This window comes from Variovorax sp. P4_D9 (genome assembly GCF_056401695.1).
In genome coordinates this window covers 1-20,933 of the sequence record NZ_JBFUIU010000068.1, presented here as the reverse complement: position 1 = coordinate 20,933, position 20,933 = coordinate 1, and the positions used below count along the sequence as shown (strand labels likewise).

At 63.8% G+C, this 20,933-nt stretch carries 16 protein-coding genes and 6 pseudogenes; 12 read left to right on the top strand and 10 right to left on the bottom strand.

What is annotated here, in order from left to right; all coding sequences use genetic code 11:
• Positions 1-1,461 (top strand): catalase (locus AC1DY5_RS10420; RefSeq protein WP_478111209.1); only part of this gene is annotated, 1,461 nt, incomplete at its 5' end.
• A gap of 117 nt (positions 1,462-1,578) precedes the next feature.
• On the opposite strand, the gene AC1DY5_RS10415 is transcribed toward AC1DY5_RS10420, so the two are convergent.
• From AC1DY5_RS10415 to AC1DY5_RS10405, 3 genes are all read right to left on the bottom strand, one after another.
• A complete protein-coding gene (locus tag AC1DY5_RS10415; RefSeq protein WP_478111210.1) occupies positions 1,579-2,103 on the bottom strand; it encodes a DUF421 domain-containing protein in 525 nt (174 codons plus the stop codon).
• 5 nt (positions 2,104-2,108) lie between these two features.
• Entirely contained in the window at positions 2,109-2,819 is a 711-nt protein-coding gene (locus AC1DY5_RS10410) for a glycosyltransferase family 2 protein (RefSeq protein ID WP_478111208.1), read from the bottom strand.
• Positions 2,820-3,314: 495 nt separating this feature from the next.
• Positions 3,315-4,130: an alpha/beta hydrolase family protein gene (locus tag AC1DY5_RS10405; protein WP_478111207.1), complete on the bottom strand. Its 816-nt coding sequence runs from the start codon at positions 4,128-4,130 to the stop codon at positions 3,315-3,317.
• Between the two features lie 558 nt (positions 4,131-4,688).
• Between AC1DY5_RS10405 and AC1DY5_RS10400 the strand changes: the two genes are divergently transcribed.
• Positions 4,689-5,669: a patatin-like phospholipase family protein gene (locus AC1DY5_RS10400; protein ID WP_478111206.1), complete on the top strand. Its 981-nt coding sequence runs from the start codon at positions 4,689-4,691 to the stop codon at positions 5,667-5,669.
• A 448-nt stretch (positions 5,670-6,117) separates the two neighbouring features.
• Here the strand turns inward: AC1DY5_RS10400 and AC1DY5_RS10395 are convergent.
• Positions 6,118-6,255: pseudogene (locus AC1DY5_RS10395) on the bottom strand (alpha-E domain-containing protein); the annotation flags it as partial.
• 2 nt (positions 6,256-6,257) lie between these two features.
• Here AC1DY5_RS10395 and AC1DY5_RS10390 point away from each other — a divergent pair.
• Together AC1DY5_RS10390 and AC1DY5_RS10385 are read left to right on the top strand one after the other, a co-directional pair.
• Positions 6,258-6,635, top strand: a pseudogene (locus tag AC1DY5_RS10390) (alpha-E domain-containing protein); the annotation flags it as partial.
• A gap of 328 nt (positions 6,636-6,963) precedes the next feature.
• A pseudogene (locus AC1DY5_RS10385) lies at positions 6,964-7,389 on the top strand (IS21 family transposase); the annotation flags it as partial.
• A 370-nt stretch (positions 7,390-7,759) separates the two neighbouring features.
• On the opposite strand, the gene AC1DY5_RS10380 reads toward AC1DY5_RS10385, so the two are convergent.
• From AC1DY5_RS10380 to AC1DY5_RS10355, 6 genes and pseudogenes are all read right to left on the bottom strand, one after another.
• Positions 7,760-8,962, bottom strand: coding sequence for an IS91 family transposase (locus AC1DY5_RS10380; RefSeq protein ID WP_478111205.1), 1,203 nt, complete (start codon positions 8,960-8,962; stop codon positions 7,760-7,762).
• Between the two features lie 10 nt (positions 8,963-8,972).
• Complete coding sequence (locus AC1DY5_RS10375; protein ID WP_478111204.1) at positions 8,973-9,533, bottom strand: tyrosine-type recombinase/integrase; 561 nt, start codon at positions 9,531-9,533, stop codon at positions 8,973-8,975.
• Positions 9,488-10,483 (bottom strand): tyrosine-type recombinase/integrase, encoded by a 996-nt coding sequence (locus AC1DY5_RS10370; RefSeq protein ID WP_478111203.1) that lies wholly within the window; start codon positions 10,481-10,483, stop codon positions 9,488-9,490. The genes AC1DY5_RS10375 and AC1DY5_RS10370 overlap by 46 nt, the downstream gene beginning before the upstream one ends.
• The gene (locus AC1DY5_RS10365) at positions 10,476-11,420 is read right to left on the bottom strand and encodes a tyrosine-type recombinase/integrase (protein ID WP_478111202.1); all 945 of its coding nucleotides are present in this window, start codon (positions 11,418-11,420) and stop codon (positions 10,476-10,478) included. Before AC1DY5_RS10365 ends, AC1DY5_RS10370 begins: the two co-directional genes overlap by 8 nt.
• Complete coding sequence (locus AC1DY5_RS10360) at positions 11,417-12,661, bottom strand: tyrosine-type recombinase/integrase (protein WP_478111201.1); 1,245 nt, start codon at positions 12,659-12,661, stop codon at positions 11,417-11,419. Before AC1DY5_RS10360 ends, AC1DY5_RS10365 begins: the two co-directional genes overlap by 4 nt.
• 133 nt (positions 12,662-12,794) lie before the next feature.
• Positions 12,795-13,319 (bottom strand): annotated as a pseudogene (locus AC1DY5_RS10355) (tyrosine-type recombinase/integrase); the annotation flags it as partial.
• Between the two features lie 449 nt (positions 13,320-13,768).
• On the opposite strand from AC1DY5_RS10355, the gene AC1DY5_RS10350 reads away from it, so the two are divergent.
• The 8 genes and pseudogenes from AC1DY5_RS10350 to AC1DY5_RS10315 all read left to right on the top strand — a co-directional run.
• Positions 13,769-14,344, top strand: a complete 576-nt coding sequence (locus tag AC1DY5_RS10350) for a TetR/AcrR family transcriptional regulator (RefSeq protein ID WP_478111200.1) — start codon at positions 13,769-13,771, stop codon at positions 14,342-14,344.
• 70 nt (positions 14,345-14,414) lie between these two features.
• On the top strand, positions 14,415-15,119 hold the full coding sequence (locus AC1DY5_RS10345) for an SDR family oxidoreductase (RefSeq protein ID WP_478111199.1): 705 nt from the start codon (positions 14,415-14,417) through the stop codon (positions 15,117-15,119).
• A 2-nt stretch (positions 15,120-15,121) separates the two neighbouring features.
• Positions 15,122-16,528 (top strand): MFS transporter, encoded by a 1,407-nt coding sequence (locus AC1DY5_RS10340; RefSeq protein WP_478111198.1) that lies wholly within the window; start codon positions 15,122-15,124, stop codon positions 16,526-16,528.
• Between the two features lie 283 nt (positions 16,529-16,811).
• Complete coding sequence (locus AC1DY5_RS10335) at positions 16,812-17,192, top strand: PaaI family thioesterase (protein ID WP_478111197.1); 381 nt, start codon at positions 16,812-16,814, stop codon at positions 17,190-17,192.
• 103 nt (positions 17,193-17,295) lie between these two features.
• A pseudogene (locus AC1DY5_RS10330) lies at positions 17,296-18,171 on the top strand (NADP-dependent oxidoreductase); the annotation flags it as partial.
• Positions 18,158-18,808, top strand: coding sequence for an oxidoreductase (locus AC1DY5_RS10325; RefSeq protein WP_478111196.1), 651 nt, complete (start codon positions 18,158-18,160; stop codon positions 18,806-18,808). The pseudogene AC1DY5_RS10330 and the gene AC1DY5_RS10325, both read left to right, overlap by 14 nt.
• Before the next feature lie 34 nt (positions 18,809-18,842).
• Positions 18,843-19,699 (top strand): annotated as a pseudogene (locus tag AC1DY5_RS10320) (alpha/beta fold hydrolase).
• Between the two features lie 297 nt (positions 19,700-19,996).
• The coding region (locus tag AC1DY5_RS10315; RefSeq protein WP_478111195.1) for a hypothetical protein at positions 19,997-20,933 on the top strand (937 nt) is incomplete at its 3' end.

The following is a 20,933-nucleotide window of genomic DNA, read 5'->3' as shown; positions in this document are numbered from 1 at the left end:
ACCTTCCGCCTCGTGAACGAGGCGGGGGAATCGGTGCTCGTCAAATTCCACTGGCAGCCGAAGCTCGGTACGCATTCGCAGGTCTGGGAAGAAGCCGTGAAGATCTCCGGCGCCGACCCTGACTTCCATCGCCGCGACCTGTGGGAAGCGATCGAGGCCGGCGAGTATCCGGAGTGGGAACTGGGCCTGCAGATCTTCACCGAAGAGCAGGCAGAACAGTTCAGCTTTGACATCCTGGATGCGACGAAGATCATTCCCGAGGAACTGGTTCCGGTGCAAATCGTCGGGCGGATGGTGCTGAACCGGAACCCCGACAACTTCTTCGCCGAGACGGAACAAGTGGCCTTCTGCACCGCTCACATCGTGCCAGGTTTGGACTTCACGAACGATCCCCTGCTGGCAGGCCGGATCCATTCGTATGTCGACACGCAGATCAGCCGCCTGGGCGGGCCGAACTTCCACGACCTCCCGATCAATGCGCCGATCGCGCAGGTGCACAACAACCAGCGCGACGGCATGCACCGCCAGGCGATCCACCGGGGGCGCGTGGCTTATGAGCCCAACTCCCTTGCAGGCGGATGCCCCTTCCAGGCCGGCGCGGCCCAGGGCTTCACCAGCGTCGCGAGACGCATCGATGCGAAGGAGAGCGCGGACAAGGTCCGCATCAAGCCCGAGAAGTTCGCGGACCACTACACGCAGGCTCGGCTGTTCTTCGAGAGCCAGTCGGAAGTGGAAAAGGCGCATATCGGCAACGCTTTCCGCTTCGAGTTGTCGAAGGTGACCGTGCCGGCGATCCGAGAACGAGTGGTTGCGAGCCTGCTCAACGCTTCACCCGAACTGGCGGCGCGCCTCGCGCAAGACCTGGGGATGGACCTGCCGGCACCGCTGCCCAAGGCGCTCGAGAACCCCGCCACACCCGAGGTCGAGAGCTCGCCCGCCTTGTCGTTGATGGCTCGGCCGGGCGATGGCGGCATCCGCACGCGCAAGATCGCGGTCCTCGTCGCCAACGGCCTCGAAGGCAAGTCGCTTGGAAAACTCGTTTCATCGCTGGTGGCGGCGGGAGCGGTGCCGCGGCTGGTGGCGGCCCGGCTAGGCACCTACGTCGGCATCGGCGGCGAGAAGTTTGCCGCCGACGCAACCATGGAGAACTCGCCGGGATTCCTGTTCGATGCCCTCGTTCTTCCGGACGGGGAAGATGCAGTGGCGAGCCTGGACGCAGACGCGCACACGCTCGAGTTCCTGCGCGTCCAATACTGGCATTGCAAGACCATCCTGGCTTTCGGCGCATCGCAAGCACTGCTCGCTGAAGCTCAGATCCCGATGACGATGCCCGACGGTTCCGCGGATCCTGGACTGATCCTTGCCGACGCGTCTGCTGCAGACGAGGCCATCGCCGATTTCATCGGCGCCATGGGCAAGCATCGGCATTTCGGCCGCGAGAATGATCCGCCAGTGGCTTGATCTCGAGTTAGCGAACGGGGGTTGGTTTGGCCGCAAGCATTGCTTGCGGCCTTTTTTCTGGCTGACGTCTCCGTGCATGGCGGTGGTGACCCGGTCGCGCCATGCATCGGACACGGGTCATCTACCTGGGGCGTCGTCCTCTTGCGGCGAGCGCGGCTGACTCTTGGCCGAATCGACCTTGAAAACGCTCAACTTGCCGTCGCCCTCCAGGCGCGCGATGCGAACTTCCGATAGCGCCTCCACGCCGGCTTCGCGCAGCTGGCCCTCGAGCTCTTCCATGGTGATCATTTCCCGCTTCATGGCCTTGCGATTGACGCGTCCATGCCGCACCAGGACCTCCGGCTGCGGCTCGAGAAACCTGGCCACGGGCGCGAATCGGTAACTCAGCCAGTCAAGCCCAAAATTCCACGCGACCAGGGTGGCCAGCAAGACGAGACCGTCGTTGATCGACTTGTACTCGCCCTGCATCGCATTGCTGGCGGCATCAGCCACGAGCACCACGAAAAGCAGGTCTGCCACTCCCATCGAGCCGACGTCGCGGCGTAGCACGAATCGAAAGACCAGCAGCAGGAACCAGTACACCACGGTGCCCCGGACAACCATGTGCCAGACAGGAAACTCGCGCGCGAAGAGCTCGGCCATCTCGCTCACGATGTTTTTCCGAGTGATGGGAGATAAGGGGCACCGGCCGCGAGTCGCTGCGCGACCGCATTGAGCAAAGCATCCGCGAATCCGCCTGGCGCTCTCGCGACCCGCCTCGCGCTCGTAATCACACGGGGTCGACAGCTCCAGGCGATGCGGGCCCCGCAGGTCTCGAGGGCGCTCACCAGTTCGACGTCCTCGCTGCATGAGAGGTGGCGAAAGCCACCTGCGTCACGGTAGGCTGTTGCCGAAACACCAAGGTTGGCGCCATGGACGTGCCGATGTGCATCGGAGTCGAAATAGGTTTGCGCGAAGTGTGACCGCAACAGGTCGGCATGCTCGCCATGGGGAGACCAGTTCTGGACATCGACGGTTCCGCACACTGCGTCTGCCTCCAACGCAAGCTGTTCCGCGAGCCAGCCCTGCGAAACCAGGGTGTCGGCGTCCGTGAACGCCAGCCATCTGGCGCCTCTTGCGAGCAGGTGCTCGGCGCCGGCAGCGCGCGCCGCGCCCACATTGCGTGCGTGAAGGGTCAACACCGTGGCGCCGGCCTGCGCCGCGAGCACGCCCGTGCCATCGGTACAGGAATCCGTCACGACCACCAACTCGACGGGTTCGGCGACGAGTCGAACGTCTCCGGCCGCTCGAAAAATGCAGCCGATGCATTCGACGATGACGTCTTGTTCATTGTGTGCAGGGACGACAACGCCGATCATGTGCTTGTATGAGTATTGAGTGAAGCGAGTGCATCAATATCGTGAGGCTGGCGTCCCCCTGGGTAAGAAGGCTGTGTTGATGTGTGTAGGCCATTCGGGACCAGGGGTTGTTGAGCTCCCCCATCCAGGGGCCCTGCGAGATTGGCGAGCGCGAGGTGGCTCGGCGATCGCATCCGGCCCACGCGAACGGGTCTCTAACGGGCGTCTGCTTCCTTCGTTCGCCGAGGCGCTGGGTTCTGCCCATGCGTAGGCCACGTCTTGTACCAAACGACCAGCCGTCCGAGTGTCGCTCGTCGAAGTCGCGAGTTCTTCCCACGTGTCGATGCTGCGTCTCGACTCCCAACGCCCGAGCCGGCGGCGCCTACCACGCACTAATGGTCCGGAACCTTTGTCACGCGGTGTATGGACGGCCACCCCCTGCATTGACGTGAGGTGGTCAAGGGCGGTCCGGATTCACCTCGTGGCGGGGCGCGCGCCKGCCTCCGCCTGGTGGACTCAGCCGCTGGGCGGCCGGCGCGCACCGAGGATCATTTCGGTCAACCAGGCCGACAGCAGGGCGTCGTAGGCCCGCTGACTTCGCTCGTCGGAAAGCGCGTGGTCCGCGCCATCGATGCTGCGATAGGTCAGCGACTTGGCGTTTTGGAACGATCGGACAAAGCTCGCGATGCCCGTCGCAGGCACCGTATCGTCGAGCTCGGAGCCCACGATGAGAGCGTCACCCGAGAATTCAAGGCATGCCGCAAGCGCACGGTCGGAGCCCGCCGGACGGACCTCCGACCGATACCTCTGGAGCTCCTCGCGATCCAAGCTGTTCTTGGGCAAGTTCCAGTCATCGTCCGGGTACGGCGCGGGAACGCGCATCGCCAGCCAACGCACGTTTCGCATCGCGCTCACGATGGCGGCCAAATAGCCTCCGTAGCTCGTGCCGATCAGCGCCAGTGACTGGCGGTCGACGGCCGCATGATTGGCCAAGCTATCGAATGCCGCTAGTACGTCGCACACGTTCTGTTCGCGTGTGACGGACTCCCTGAGCGCTTCCTGGCGGCCGTGCCCTCTCAGATCGAAGGTCAGGCATACGCAGCCGAGTGCCGCGATGTCCTCGGCTCGCACTTGGTAGTGCGTCTGATCGCTATCCCAGCCATGCACCAGAAGAACGCCGGGCAGTAGGTTCGACGCGGACACCAGCAAGCCATCCACAGAGGTCCCGCAGTCCACGACGATCGACAGGTTGTCTTTGCTTGCAATCACGGGCTGCCCTTCGTTGCTCACCGCAAAGTGGCACGTCGTCACAAGAATGATCAGGCCAGCCATTTCCTCCTGAATGACTGCGCCGCCTGAGCAGGACGGCCAATACCTACAGCGCCCCGTGCCGTTGCGTTTCCGCCGTCACGCGCAACCGCGACCGCCGGATCACCCGAGCGGACGCAAAGGCCCGAACAGCGCTAATCGCCTTCTGTATGCGGAGTGCGCCTCGCCGAAGACCGCGCTCGCGGTGCTCCTGGACATCCGCAACGATGTCCCCCCGCGCCCGATGCGACTCGGCGGCGCTCGCCGGGCGGGCGAGGCCCTCGACGCGCCCGGACGGGACCAAGGGTCTTATGAAACCGGGAGGCTAAACCGCCGACCTGCGGGAATGTGTCGGCGGGTTCCCGAGAGGGCTCCGTGCCGTGTCGGCGCGCCGGCAGTCGAATGCGTCGTCCGGACTACAGCGGTTCTGCCTCTCGGCCTAGCCGGGCGCGAAGCGCGGCGACTACAAAAAGGGCTAGAGGGGGCTTCCCACATACAGACCCCGCGCGCCGCCCAACCCCAGCCCGAAAGTGACCCGTCCAATGCCATCCTCCTGCCCGTCCGGCCGGCCCGTCCTGAATCTTGCGCCCCCAAGGCGGTGGCGCTCACGGGGCGTTCGCATGGGGCGTGCTCGACTGCCTGCTCGACCAGCCTGACATCGACATCGGGCGCGTCAGCGGCACGAGTGCCGGTGCCCTCAATGGCGCCGCGCTCGTGACGGGCCTCGTGAGAGCGGGCCGGCAGGGCGCCAAAGACAATCTGGCCTTGCTGTGGCAAAGAGTGGCCGCGATCGGCGCGCCGTTGACCTTCTTGCTGCTGCCCTTGCGCAAGCCAGGCATGGGCATCTGGGAGGACGCCCTTCCATTGCTTTCGCCCTACCAGACCAACCCGGTGGCGCTCGAACCGCTTCGCCATGTCCTGGCCGCAGTGGTTGGTCTCGAGGCCTTGCGCACGCCGTGCGGCACGCCTCTGTTCGTCAATGCGGTCAACGTGCACTCGGGCTTCTCGCGTGTGTTCGGACCGCATGACATGTCGCTCGACGCACTGGTGGCGTCGGCCTGCGCACCGCTGATGTGCCAGGYCGCGCAAATCAATGGCGAGTTCTACTGGGACGGCAGCTACGCGGGCAATCCGATGCTTTGGCCACTGTACCGGGAAGCACTCGACACGGACATCCTGATGGTGGAGCTGACGCCGCTGCACCGGCCGGAAACCCCGACCACGGCGAAGAACATCCTGAACCGCATCAACGAGATCGCCTCGATCAACGGGCTTGTGTCGGAGCTGCGCGCGCTAGACAGCGTCAACCGTCATGTCGCGCAGGCAGACATCCGCATGCACGTGCTCAGCCTGCCGGAGGCGGGGACCGAGGTCGAGATTGAACCCTCGGTCAAGCGCACCGTCGGGCCGACGCTGTTCGAATCGCTGCGGCGCACCGGGTATGGCGCATGCGTGACCTGGCTTGAGCAAAATCGCGGCGAGCTCGGTCATCGCGCGACGGTCGACATCGAGCGTCGCTACCTGGCGCCCTACGCACAGCCCGCGGCACAACTTTCGCCATGACGTAGTCGCTCCAGGCGCAGCTCGACCCTATGAAGGATTCCGCCGCTTCCTGCATTCGCCTCGCGCAGCGACCGGGATGCCACCGTCGTCCGATGTTCGGCCGCTGACTTGGCACAAGAACGTTGCCAGGGGATGGCTGATCAGGACAACCTTCCGGCCGCGAAAGCCAGACCTTCAGGCTGCGGACGACGGCGATGATCGCTTCCTACAAACCTCGCAGTCGGGCCGCCACCTCGGCAATGGGGCCGTCCCTTGTGAGGGCTAAGGGCAGGAATTCAAGGCATGGCGGCATTGAGGTCGCCCGGTTTGGTCAGGGGGCGCTGGGGAGATGCGCCAGATAGAACCTCAGCATCTCGGCAGAGTTCAAGGAGGTCGTCGAGTCGCTCCGTGGCGAGCAGGACGGGCCAAGATGACCACTGCCATTCGAGTGCTGCATCTCGAGGACGACTACCTTGCGGTAGACCTCGAAGGCCGAGACGCTGCCCAAGATTGCGCTCCAGTGATAGAAGTCGTACTCCTGGTCTTCCTCGGTGGCGGTGCCGAAGAACTCGCTGTTGAGCGCATGGAACTTCACGTCGACCAGCCGGTCTGGCCCCCAGGCCACTCGCAAGCACCGCGCAGCGGGCCGAAAACACCTCCCGCATGATCGATGTCAACTGCCAGACCTCGCTGCTGCCGCAGACTGCCGAAGTGGCCAAGTACGGCTGGCAGGGGCTGCTCTCAATCAGCGAACTGCTGCCCTTGTACAACGAGCGCCACGACCAGATCGTCCCCAACGAAGTCATGGAGTTCATGGTCAAGGACACGTCCAATCCGTCGTCGATCGTCTCATGCCTGCGCGGGGCGCGCGAGAACGCCCGCGCCGTGCGGGGCGCGCTCACCACCGACGCCTGGGAAACGCAGAACACGACCTGGCTCGAGCCTGTTCGATCAGTCGCCGACCGCTCGGGTCCCTTGAGCTGTGACGGCATACCGCCGCGAACGGGAACTGTCGGCCATAGGACGAAGTTTGCGACTGACCGCTAAGCGGATGCAGATTCGGCCCGGGTTTGCATGTCGCACACCGCGGTCGCAGTAAGCGGGGTCCATTTGATTTCAGTGCAAAAAGTGACTACAAGAGCTTCCCGCAGAATGCAAGCCCCGGCGGCCACCCAAAGTGCCCCACTTATGGCCACCCAAACTGCTCCACCCTGGCCACGGTGACCTGACGCATTGAACACGGTGCGTCGGGCGCCGCGAGGCTCGACAGGCAGGACGTTACTTTCCACCCCCTCTGAGTGAGGGGAACAACGGAGTGAACGTCTTGAAGCCACATCTGCAAACCACCATCTGGACGCTGCTCAAGGGCGGCGCCACCCAGCGCGAGATCGCGCGAATCACCGGCATCTCGCGCCACACCATCCGGGCGTATCAGCAGCGCTTCGCCGCCGATCCGGCAAACTGCCCCGGGGTGGCCACCGACCCTCCCAGTCAAACTGCTCCACCCTGGCCACCGACTTCCAGGCCGGTAGCCCTGGCGCTGGCCACCTCCAAGTGCGAACCCCACCGCGACTTCATCGACGCCCAGTTGCGCCTGGGCCGCAACGCCACGGCCATCTACCAGGACCTGGTCGACTTGCACGGCTTTGACGGCGCCTACAACTCCGTCAAGCGCTTCGTCGCCCAGCTTCGTCACAAGGAGCCCGAACAGTTCGACCGCCTGAGCTTTGCGCCCGGCGAGTAATCGAAAGCTTTCGATTATGCAGAGAGTCTTTAGCCGAGCGGCCGCGGCGCGCCGTCGACGATTCAGGGCGCAACTCGTGTCCCGCGGCCGGTTGGCTAAAGATCCCGTTGGACTGAACCGCCCGCACGACGGTGGTGCTATGGGTATTGAATCAATCGGCGCTTGGTCAGGCCCCGATAGTTCTGCAGCGTGAGGCGTGCTCGCCGGTGGTGGAATGAGGTTCGAGTTGCCCAGGCGTGTGCAATGACGACGACATGTATGCGCCACGAGAGCTCCACAGCGTCGTTCGGTGTGGGCATGCAAAGGGACACCCGGCGCGTGGCGCGGCGCGGCGAGAAGAGCTGGGACTGACGGTTGGGGATCGCGTTCATGGTGGCGTGGGCGGTGGACCCCGTGGCAAGGTTCCCGGCAGGAAGGATTCGATGCGCACCATCTGGCCACGCCCGCATTGCGGGCAGGCGCGCAGCGACACGCCGGTCAGGCGTTGATAGCGATCACGATAGTCCAGCGCCGCATCGGGCAACTCGACGATCGGCGCGGGCGCTGCCAGCAATTGGCGACAGCGGTCGAGCTTGATCTGGCGGTAGCGGTTGGCCAGCAGGCCATAGTGGCGAATGCGCTGGAAGCCCCTCGGCAGCACATGCAGCAGGAAGCGGCGCACGAACTCCTGCGCATCCAGGCACATGACCTTGCGCCGCGATTCGTGACGGTAATCCTTCCACGCGAAGGCGACCCGGCCGTCGGCGAAGTCGATCAGGCGGTTGTTCGAGATCGCCACCCGATGGGTGTAGCGCCCGAGGTAGTCCAGGACTTGTTGGGGGCCCCCGAAGGGAGCCTTGGCGTAGACAATCCACTCGGCACGGGCGACGGGCGCCAGGTAGCTGGCGAAGGCATCGGAGCGCTTCAGCACGGCAAGGTCGTTGAAGAAGCGCAGTTCTCCCTCATCGAAGGCCTGCCGCAACTGCGTGAGGAAGAGGCGCCGGAACAGCCGCGACAGCACCCGCACCGGCAGGAAGAAGCCCGGGCGGCAGGCGATCCAGCGCTGGCCATCCGGGGCCACCCCGCCGCCGGGCACGACGCAGTGCAGGTGTGGGTGATGCAGCAGGTTCTGGCCCCAGGTGTGCAGGATCGCAATGAAACCGATCTCGGCGCCCAGGTGCCGGCGATCGGCGGCGATGGTGCGCAAGGTCTCGGCGGTGGCGTGGAACAGAATGTCGTAGACCACAGCCTTGTTCTGGTACGCGATGGCAGCAATCTCCTGCGGCACGGTGAAGACGACGTGGAAGTACTCGACCGGCAGCAGTTCGGCCTGCCGGTCTTCCAGCCACTGCGCGCGAACCAGCGACTGACATTTTGGGCAATGCCTATCCCTGCAGCTGTTAAAAGCTATGCGCTGGTGGCCGCAGACATCGCACTGCTCGACGTGGCCGCCCAGCGCCGCCGTGCGGCAGCGCTCGATGGCGCGCATGACACGACGCTGCCCACCGCTGATCGCGTCAGCGTGATCCTGACGGTAGGCAGGCCCGACCTGGCGGAAGATGTCCGCCACCTCGAGCCCGGTGGCGCGCATCGCTGCCGGCTTAGAACACCGGGGGAGGAGTCGGCTCGGACGGCAGCGGCGCGACCTCAGGCAACAGATCCAGYGGACTGGTCGTCGCGCACACTGTGCTGGTGGCGATTTTCAGATAGCGCGAGGTGGTGGCCAGGCTGCAGTGGCCGAGCAGCAACTGGATGCGGCGCACGTCGGTGCCGGACTCCAGCAGGTGCGTGGCGAACGCGTGGCGCAGCGAATGTGGGGTGATCGGCTTGGCGATGCCGGCCGCGCGGTGTGCCTTGCGGCACGCCAGTGCCACGGCATCTGTAGTGATCGGCCGGCCGGGGATGTCGCCGGGAAACAGCCAGGTCTTGGGGCGCACCACCTTCCAGTACGAGCGCAGCGCCTCCAGCAACCGGGGCGAGAGCATCACGTATCGGTCGTGGCGGCCACATGTGTTCGCCGGTCTTATGTTGAGGCGGGTGCGGCAGCCGCCATTGGAAGGGCGAGAGCTGTCGGTAGATGCCGGTACGACCGCAACATAAGGTCTCGGACGGATTGCTACAGCGACCTGAGGAATTCGATGAGACCTGGGTCGGAGTGCCACGGCTTGACGGAAGCCTCATCGGGTTGATCGCAGTGCGCCAGCGCCTTGGCTTTCATTTCCAGGTCGACCTCGGCATAGATGTTCGTGGTGTCGACGGAGACATGTCCAAGCCAGGCGCGGATTGTGTTGATGTCAACGCCCGAACGTAGCAGGTGGACGGCGCAGGTGTGTCTCAGACAATGCGGACTGATCCGCTTGTCGGCGAACGATGGCAATGTCTTGGTGGCCTGCTCGACAGCGCGACGAACCAAGCTGTAGATTCCGAAGCGCGTCAGCGGTTGGCCGAGCCGATTGAGGAAGACGAAGTCCTCGGCGCCACGTCCAGAAACCAGCGACTTGAGGGCGTCGGCAGTACATTGCCAAATCGGACATCGGCGCGTCTTGTTGCCTTTGCCGGTGAGGCGCACCGAGGGAGAACTACCCCAGGTAATGTCGGCCAAGCTCAGATGCGCGGCCTCATCGGCGCGAGCTCCAGAGTTGTAGAGGAACAGCAACAAGGCGTGATCTCGAGCACCTTGTGGCGTGTCGAGATTCGGCGTCTTCAACAGCACGTCCATCTCCTCCTTGTCCATGTAATTCAGTGTGGATTYCGCGGTCTTCTTGAAGGGCACCGCGCGTATCTCTGCATACCAGGACACTTGCTCGGGGCAGTGTATGGCGATGAATTTGGCGAGCGAGTGGATCGCGGCTAGGCGCAGATTGCGTGTCGTGCCACAGCAGCCGCGTTCCTTCTCAAGATATTCCAGGAACGAGCGCACCACAGACGGCGAGAGATCGTCGATCGTCAACTTGTCAACACCCTTGCGTCGCACGTTGCTCAAGTACGGCAGCAAGAGGATCATTGCATCTCTGTAGCTGACCTGGGTGTTGCGGGCGAAGTTGCGGTCGGTGATCACGTGCTCCAGCAGAAAACGGCGCACCCAAGAGCCGATCAGGATTGCGTCACGCATGGCACACCTCCGGCTGGGCGTAGCGCTCGAAGCGAAGGCTGGCTTCGCGAAGCAGTTCACTGGTCATGCTGAGGTAGCACTGGGTGGAACGAATATCGACATGTCCAAGATACGTTGCCAACTGCGGCAGCAATGTCTGAACATTCGCGCCAGCGCGATACCAGGCGACGACTCGATGGACGGCCGCGGTGTGTCGAATATCGTGGATGCGAGGTTGATATCGGGCGGTGGGCTCTCGCCGAATCCCGGCGGCTCGGCGGATTCGGCAAAACAGTTTGTTCACACGCTTGTAGTTCAAATGAATGCCTGTGCGTGTTGCAAGGAAAGCCGAGTTCGCACCGGCAGGCAATGGGAGCGCTTGACGGCACGACAGGTAGTCCATCAAAGCTATCCTCAGACGGGGACCGATGGGGACCAGGCGCGTCTTGAAGAATTTGGTATCGCGCACCGTAATCAGGTGGCCGCCCAAATCGACATCTTGCAAAGTGAGTGAGAGCGCCTCTCCGATGCGCATGCCCGTCCCGTACAGCAGCAGTAGCATGCTTCTCATGGTCATTGCAAGCAGCGGCGACAAGACACTTTGCAGAATGTCGGTGGCTGCCAGCAACCGCTCAAGCTCATCGACCGAGTAGACATACGCCTCGAACGGAGGCGGACGATGGGGAATGCTCACGGGCAGAGGCGACTTCGTCGTAAAGCCGCGGTCAATCGCAAACTGGTAGAGGCCAGCGAGCACTGTGTAGGTATTCCGCCAACGACGGGTGACCGGGCCGGTTCCAGCGACGAAGGCAAGAACCGATTCGGCCTTGACGTCCTCAACATGGATGTCTCCCATGTGGCGGCAAAACGCTCGAAGCACTGCAGCTTGTGATCGGAGCCGCATCCCCAACGAGCGCTTGTAGTCAATGTAGGTCTCGACAAGCTCACGAAGCTTCATGACAGCTCTCCCAAATCAAAAGCGGCCACTTCGCGCAAACCAGGCAGGTCTACCTTCGCATAGATACGAGTAGACGAGGTGCTGCGATGTCCGAGGTGATCTCCGATCTCCTTGAGTGACAATCCTTCGGCAATCAATCGAGTCGCGCAGGCGTGCCTGAGGCTATGCGGACCGCGATGAGCGCATTGCACGTTCAGCGCATTCAATCTGGAAGAAACGATGTCATAGAGCCCACTGCATGAAAGGGGGCGATATGGCGAAATGACGGTGAGGAACACCTCGCGATGCGAAGTGATCTGGCGAACGAACTGCAGATACTCGATGATGGCCTTGCCGACCGAGGGGAGAAGCGGGTAGATCTGTGACTCACGCCTCTTGGCTCTTGCTATCCGAATCCTGTCGTGCCCCCAATCAATGTCATCGAGGCAGAGTCTTGCCACCTCACTCGCGCGAAAGCCGTAGATCGCGAACAACATCAGGATAGCGCGGTCACGGATGTCTGTTGACCGACCGGTCTGCAAGCCTGCCAATAGGCGCTGCACATCTGCCCACATGGGGCCAGTCGGGAGCCTCTCCAAAGCATAGATCCGTGGCCCACGGATGGCTGTCGCCAAGCGAGATGAGCACCATCCGTGCTGGGCACCGTATCGAAAGAAGGACCGCAGCGCGTCCACGACATTGCATTGGGTGACACGAGCCCATCCTCGGCCATTGCCAACAGCAAGATAGGCGTCGACGTCGTTGATATCAACGCTAGCGAGGGGTCGATCAAACGATGCATACCAACGCAGAAAATATTTGATGTCGCCGCGAAAACGATCAACGCTGGCGACAGTGAGACCGCGCTCGTGCAGCGCCCAGGTGCAGTACTCGTTTAACTGCAATCCGTAGGGAATCGACTCAATCGATTCGCGAAGACCACCCAAATATCGAAGCCATGCGCAGGCATGACCAACCAGTCGACTGCGTGTAGTCGAAAGCGCAAGCCTCGGACCCGTGAGGTCCTCACGATCTGCGCCTTCGAGGATGATCGCTCGAACTTGCTCGACCGAGAGGTTGAGGTCAGTACGCCCACTGAGCTTGAGGGAGAACCACAGCAGGTCATGGGCTTTGCTCGCCATCGTCCAACGAGAGTCGCCTCGCTTGGTGCAGTACTCAAGATAGCGACCTCGCTCTTCAGAAAACGGCGCGCTTGCGTGCTTGGCTCTCGCGGAGAGGCGACAAAAAAGCTGATCAAACATGGCGGAACCTCCGTAGAAACTTCGGAATGTCCGCCCAGAGGGCGCGAAATTCTATGTGTCGTCAAAGACGGTGAGATCCGGTTGGYTCCAGGGGGTCGAGGAAGCACCGCAACATAAGACCGGCGAACACATGTGGCCGCAAATGTTCTGTAGAACATTTGCGGCCCTTACCCTGTTCGACGCGCAAGGTCATGCGCTGGCTGTCGATGTCGCCGACCTTCAGTGCAACGATTTCGCTGACCCGAAGTCCCGTGCCGTAGGCAATGGACAGTGCCGTGTGGTACTTCAGGTTGGAGGCCSCAGCGATCAGGCGTGCGACCTCCTCGCGACTCAGGACCACCGGCAGCTTCTGAGGCACATCTACGTAGCTCATCTTGGCCATCAGTTCGCCACGGTCGAGCGTGACGTCGAAGAAGAACTTCAAACCGGTGATCGTCGCATTGAGGGTGATCGGCGAGACGCCCCGATCGACCATGTGCAACTGGAAGCGCCGCAGATCCTCCGCGGWGGCTGTGTCGGGGGAACGCTGCAGGAAGCCGGCGAGGTACCGAACCGCGCGGATGTAGGCAGCCTGTGTCTTGGGTCCGAGCTTGCGCATGCGCATGTCGTCGCGCATGCGCTGACGCAGCGGAGAAACCGCTGRTGTCGATGGGGTCATGATCGTGCTCCTGTYRATGAACGAGGCCGATTGCCTCGYTACTCAACATAGACAGGGACGYGATGATTGATAGGGCGGCAGCCTCAGCGGCGGGCTACCGCGCGAGCGGTTTAGTCCAGGGGCCCTACCCTGCCTGTCGTCAGCGACCGTCGCACGGCTGGTCTGCAGCGGTTCCGGTCCTTCCCTACCGGTGGGTGAACTCACGCTGTGAAGCCGACTCCGGTCATCCACGTGTCACGGAGCCGCTGGTATCGAAGGCCGGTACCAGGGTATTGCCGTCATAGAGCGCCACATTCGCTCGGGCGAGCATGCCATCGCAGTGTCAAATGACAGCTCTCTTGGCCGCCGAACTGGGAGTCTGGGCCCGTTGCCGACACTCACCATCCGCGAAAGCGGACCTTCGACCGCGGTTGACGCAAGAATATGATGAGCGTAATATTGCGGTCATCATGTCAGCCACCACCAGCCGCAAGGAACTGACCCACGACCGCATCCTGGATGTAGCGGCGCGTGCAATTCGCCGCGCCGGTTACGACGGCGTCGGTCTGGCCACCATCATGAAAGAGGCCGGCCTGACGCATGGCGGCTTCTATGCCCACTTCGCATCCCGCGATGCTCTGTTGGCCGAGGCCACGCAGCGTGCCGGTCGCGACACCGGGGCCGTGCTCGTCGATCGGCTGCGCCAGGCGCAGGCCCAAGGGATGAGTCCGTTCTCCGCGCTGGTGCACACCTACCTGGCTGATGCGCAACTCGAGAATGCCGAGTGCGGTTGCGTGGTCGCCGCGTTGGCCTCCGAATTCCCGCGCCAGTCCGAAGAGGTCGCCAGCGCAGCCCGCGCCCGCGTGCTGGGCCTGGTCGAACTGGTGCGCCGCACCCTTCCTGCCAGTGTCGACCCGGCGCGAGCACAGGTGGTCGCTGCCACTTTGGTCGGCACGCTGCAACTGGCGCGCACGCTCCAGGGCAAAGCGGGTAAGGCCTGGCTGTCGGAGGCGCGGGACAGCTTGCTCCGACAGTACGACGCCTGAGGCGCCGTTGAAGCGGCCGCTGCGCTCTTGCGTGCCGGCAAATATGACGATCATCATTCTCAGGAACATCATGAAACTCGACAACGCCACCGTCCWCATCACCGGCGCCAATCGCGGCATCGGACTTGCGTTCGCCAAGGCCGCCCTGGCGCGCGGTGCGCGCAAGGTCTACGCCGGTGCACGGGACCCGAAGAGCGTCACGCTGCCCGGCGTCACGCCGATCCAGCTCGACGTGAACTCGCCTGCCGACATCGCTGCCGCCGTCGAGGCGGCCAGTGACGCGACGGTGGTCATCAACAACGCCGGCATCGCACAGTTCACCAGCCTCCTCGCGGCGGATGCCGAGGCCAGCTTGCGCGAGCAGCTGGAGACCAACGTCTTCGGCGTGTTGCGCATGAGCCGCGCGTTCGCGCCGGTGCTGGCCGCCAACGGCGGCGGCGCGCTGCTCAACGTGGCTTCGGTCGCCAGCTGGATCACCAGTCCGGCGCTGGCTGCGTACGCGGTGGCGAAGTCGGCCACCTGGAGCCTCAGCAACGGCCTGCGCAACGAGTTGCGGGGCCAGAAGACGCAGGTGCTGACACTGCACATGGCCTTCGTCGACACCGACATGACACAGGGCATCGCCAGCCCCAAGTCGACGCCAGAGGACATCGTCGCCAAGGCGTTCGACGCGCTCGAAGCCGGCGCCGACGAGGTGCTGGCAGACGAGATGACGCAGCAGGTCAAGCTCGGTTTGTCAGCGCAGCCTGGCGTGTACCTGCAGGCGCGGGACTGAACATGACCGCGGCCGTCGACACACCGGCTCTGCGCGCCGCGGCGCCCGCGTCGCCGTGGCCCGTGTTCTGGGTCGCCAGCATCGCCACCTTCCTGGTGTCGCTCGATACGACGATGCTGTTCGCCGCCTTTGACCCCCTGCGACATGCCTTCGCCGACGCCTCGACGGCCGACCTGTCGTGGGTGTTGAACGCCTATACGGTGGTGTACGCCACGATGCTGATTCCCGCGGGCGGCCTGGCCGACACCCATGGGCGCAAGCGCGTCTTCCTGATCGGTGTGGCGCTGTTCCTGGCGGCCTCGGCGGCCTGTGGTCTGGCCGGCAGCGTGGGCTGGCTGATCGCGGCCCGGGTGTTGCAGGCCGTCGGCGCGGCGCTGCTGACGCCGGCATCACTGTCGATCGTGCTGGCGGCGTTTCCACAGGCCAAGCGCGCGGTGGTCGTGAGCCTCTGGGGCGCGGTCGGTGGGCTCGCGGCCGCGGTGGGCCCGAGCGCAGGCAGCTTCGTGATCGACAACTTCGGCTGGCCCTGGGCGTTCTACATCAACCTTCCCCTGGGTGGCCTGGCCTTGTGGCGCGGTGCGTCGCTGTTGAACGAATCGGAAAGGTCCAGCGAGCGTCGACGGGTGGATGGCGTCGGCATGGCCTTGCTGATGCTGGCGGTAGGTGCCGTCACCCTGGCCATCGTCGAGTCCGATGTGCCGACCTGGAGTCGCATGGAACTCGCGATCATGGGTGCGACCGGGTTGGTCGCCGCCGGTGCCTTCGTTGCGTGGTCGCGCAGGGCCAAGGCGCCGCTGGTGGACCTGGCACTGTTCCACAACCGCACCTACTGCTACGTCAATCTCGCCACGCTGGCCTTCGGCACGGCGTTCTCGATGATGTTCCTGAGCTTGTTCTTCTACATGATGAACGTCTGGCACTTCAGCCTGCCGCAGGCCGGCCTGGCGGTGACACCCGGGCCGCTGCTCGTGATGCCGACGGCCATCGTCACCGGTCGCCTGGCGACACGGCTGGGTCATCGCCGCTTCCTGGTCGGCGGTTCGCTGCTTTATGCCTGCAGCAGCCTGTGGTTCCTGCTCGTACCGGGGACTGAGCCGCAGTATCTGTCGCACTGGCTTCCCGGGCTGATGATGAGCGGCATCGCGGTCGGCCTGGTGCTGCCATCGCTCTCCGCTGCGGCCGTGAGCCGCCTGCCGGTGGCGCACTACGCCGTCGGCAGTGCGGTCAACCAGGCCACGCGCCAGATTGGCTCGGTCATGGGGGTGGCGCTCACGGTGGCGTTGTTGGGCCATGCGGCACTGCAACGCGCCGACTTCAATGCGCTGTATGCCCTGCATGGAGCGCTGGCGCTGCTCACGGGCTTTCTCTGCTTACCGGTGGACACCAAGCCGCGGGCGGCGCAGCCGTGAACATGGCCGCGCCGCTCGATGCGACGTCGATGTCTGCTCCTGCAGAAGCGGACCGGCATCGCGATCACTCTTCCACACCATCAGTTGGATCCCTCATGTCGATTGAGAACACGGTCGAAGTCACGCTAAGCGCCTGGCAGGCGCAGTTGGAGCAGGTGAGGCAGCGTAGGCTCGAACGAGGCGGAGGTCATGCCGGCGCCTGGCCCATCCGCATCAGATTCAAGGCAAGACAGGTCTGCAGGTGATGACGGCCTTGCTCGAAGGCGACTTGCCCCATCCGTACATGGCCGACACCTTCGACTGTGAGCTGGTCGAGTTGGGTGATGGGCGCGCGGTCTTTCAGGCGACTCCGCAGCTCAAGCACTACAACCCGCTGGGTTCGGTGCATGGCGGCTGGTACGCGACCTTGCTGGACTTCGCATTGGGATGTGCCGTGCAGACCAAGCTGCCCGTCGGGCGAAGCTACACCACCTGCCAGATCAATCTCAACATCGTCCGGGCCGCCAGCACGAAGACCGGCCCGCTGCGTTGCGTAGGCACCGCCTTGCACGTCGGCCGTCAGGTCGGCACGTCCGAAGCGCGGATCGTCGGCCCCGACGGGAAGCTGTATGCCCATGCGACAACCACCTGCGCCATCTTTGAGTCGCCGCCTTCTGCGCCTTGACTCAAAAGGACCCGACTCCTTTTGGCGCTCGCCCGTGGCGACCCGCTCATTTTCCCAATCAACCCGTAGCGGCCCATTCGGGTCCGCCACAACCAGAAAGACCATGAAAGCGCTCACCTTCAAACGCTACGGCAAGTCGCCGGAGATCGGGTTGGTCGACCTTACCCGCCCCACGCCAAAGGCCGAAGAATTGCTGGTTCAGGTCCACGCGGCCAGCGTCAATCCGATCGACAACATGATCCCCACCGGGATCTTCAAAGCCGTCGTGAAATTCCAGTTCCCGGCCACGCTGGGCAGTGATCTGGCCGGTATCGTGACCGAGGTCGGCAGCCGCGTGACCCGGTTCAAAGTCGGCGATGCGGTCTTCGCCAACATCTTCGATCAGGGTACAGGCTCCATCGCCGAGTTTGCAGTGGTCCCGGAGAGCGCTGCCGCGTTGAAGCCGGCCAACCTGGACTTCGTGCAGGCGGCATCGATTCCGATGGTCGGGCTGACCTCGTGGCAAGCGCTGAAGGAACGCGTCAATCTTCAGTCGGACCAAAAGGTCTTCATCCCTGCAGGCTCCGGCGGCATTGGCACGTTCGCCATCCAGTTGGCCAAGCTGTTGGGTGCCAAGGTGGGAACAACCACCAGCACAGGCAATGTCGAACTGGTGCGCAGCCTGGGCGCCGACGAGGTGGTCGACTACAAGAAGCAGGAGTTCGAGACTGTGCTGCGCGGCTACGACGCGGTGCTGGGCACCGTCAGGGGCGACTCGATCGAGAAGTCCATCGGCATCCTCAAGGCGCGGGGCAAGATCGTCTCCCTGGTCGGGCCACTGGACGTCGCATTCGCTCGCGCTCGCCGGCTCAATCTCGTCCTGAAGCTCGTGTTCGCGCTGATGAGCCGCAAGATCATGCGCCTGGCAAAGAAGCGGGACGTCGACTACTCGTTCCTCTTTGCCCGCCCCGACGGCCCCGCGTGCGATGACCACGGCCGACATCACTCGGACAGTCGGGGAGTATGTGACGTCGGCGCAGTTTGYCGTCGAGGCCGGCTTCGATGGCGTCGAACTGCATGCCGCGAACGGCTACTTGATCGAGCAGTTCCTCAACGCCAACGTGAACCGGCGCGACGATGCCTACGGCGCCGGCATCGAAGGCCGCAACCTCTTCGCTCTCGACATCGCCCGCGCGACGGCGGCCGCGATCGGCGCCCAGCATGTCGGCATCCGGCTGTCGCCGTACGGCGTGTTCAACGGCACGTGTGCGTTCCCTGACGTGGACGCGCAGTACCTGGCGCTGACCGAGAAGCTCTCGAAGATCGGGCTGCAGTATGTCCACCTGCTCGACCATTCGGCGATGGGGGCGCCGGTGGTTCCGGCGGAGCTGAAGACGCGCCTGCGCGCGGCGTTCCAAGGTGCATTCATCCTGGCGGGCGGTTTCGATCGCGCCAGCGCCGAACGCGCGCTCGAGGCGGGCCAGGCGGACCTCATCGCCTTCGCGCGCCCCTTCCTGGCCAATCCGGACCTGGTGGCGCGCCTGCGCAGCGATGCCCCGCTGAACACCCCGGACCCGACGACCTTCTACACGCCTGGTGCCAAGGGCTACACCGACTATCCGGTCCTCGCAGCCTGACCGGCGCGTCCGACCGACTGACGAGGACTCCTCGATGAGCGCATCGCACCAACCGCCGGTGACCTGGACGAACGTTCCCACGCAGAGCATCACCGCAGGCGGTGTGTCGTTCGCCTATCGGGAACTCGGCGTGGACAACCCCGGCCCGCCAGTCGTTTCCTCATCCACCTCGCGGCTGTTCTGGACAACTGGGATCCCCGCGTCGTCGACGGCATCGCGGCGAAGCATCGCGTGATCACCTTCGACAACCGCGGCGTCGGCGCGTCGAGCGGATCCCCGGCGACATCGATGGAGGAGATGGCCCGCGACGCCGTCAAATTCATCAGGGCGATGGGCTTCGATCAGGTCGATCTGTTCGGGTTTTCGATGGGCGGCATGGTGGCGCAGGAGATCGTCCTGATGGCGCCTCGACTGGTACGCCGCATGATCATCACCGGCACCGGGCCAGCCGGCGGCGAAGGCATCAGTCAGGTGGCCCGGGTGACCTATCTCGACATGGTGCGGGGCTGGCTCACGTTCCAGGACCCGAAGCAGTTCCTGTTCTTCACTCGAACTCCCGACGGTATCCGCGCCGGCAAGGAGTTCCTGGCGCGGCTGAAGGAACGCTCAGCCGACCGTGACAGGGAGATCACAATTACCGCGCTGCAGGCACAGTTGAAAGCGCTGCGTCGCTGGGGTGCGAAGGCACCTGCGGATCTGTCCAGGATTCATCATCCAGTCCTTGTCGCCAACGGCGACAGCGATCGAATGGTTCCGAGCCAGAACACGCGAGACTTGGCTCGGCGACTACCGAACAGCGAACTCGTCATCTATCCGGACTCCGGGCACGGCGCGGTGTTCCAGTTCCACGCCGACTTCGTGCCCAGAGCGCTCGCGTTCCTGTCGCGATGAGGTGACGAATCCGCCGCCCGAATACGATGACTCGGGACCAAGATACTGGGGAAGTAGTGCCGATCTCCCCAAGTTGGCGTGCGACTGTCGGCTAACGAGCACGACTAAGAATGACCGGAGATGGCCGCGAGCACCAGTTTGCGACCGCGCTTGGCGGGGTCGATTTGTATCACCTGAGAGCGATTCAAACGGTGGGGTGTGCAGACGCYAACTTGCGAGTTCYTRTCKCGMTTGGYCARTCTKCGGTCGAGTTCGCYGGCTGGAAAATGACGCCTGGCGCGCCTTTGGAGCTTGGCCATGCAGATCAAAGTCAGTTTTGCCATTTCCRGCGGCGCTGCCGAGTCGGACGCGTTGCCGCTGCTGACGCTGGAGGTCGATGCGCAGCCGAGCATCGAAACTCTGGGGCTGGGCTTGGCCGATGCCAAGGCGCTGCTCGCGCGGATACAGGCGCAGATCGTCACGCGTCAGGTCGACTTGCTGTCCTCCAGCCAGCGCCGATGCGAATCATGCGGCCTGAATCGCGCCATCAAGGACTATCACGACGTTCACTACCGCAGCCTGTTTGGCAGTGTTGTCGTGAAAGTGCCGCGTTGGCGKCGATGCCAATGTTATTGCAGCACCGCCCCAAGCGAACGGCGGGCCCGGCGCTGGATCTCGGCGGAGTTGCAGTACGTCCAAAGCCGCYTGGCCGCCACGATTCCTTATGCCAAGTCCTCGGAGTTGCTGGAGCTGTTGTTGCCGGTGGCCAGAGCCAACGCTCCGAGTACGGTGCGACGGCACACGCTGGACGTCGGTCGGCGACTGGATGCGCARGGCCTCGAGGTCCAGCCAGAGGCGGCCGACATGGGCAGYGGATCGAACGTCACSACGGTSGGGCTGGACGGCGGCTACCTGCGGCTTTGCCACCCCGACGAGGAGAAATCGTTCGAGSTCGTCGCCGGCCGGGCTATGCGCGCCGGCGTCKGTCAGCGCAGCGTGGCATTCGTTCGAATCGCCGATGAGCATTCGCACGAGCGAGTGCGAGGWGTCCTGTCTGCTTTCGGTCGACAGAACAGTTCCATCGAGGTCTTCACCGATGGCGACATCCAGCTTCGCCAGTGGCAGCTGWCGACGCTGCCCCTCCGGCATTGCGCATCTGGCCGTGAAGCCAGYCGCACTCCGCCTGACCGATGCGGTGTGGTCCCCCGTGTTTCGAATTTGACGATTTTGACGAATATGACTACACTCTTGGTTC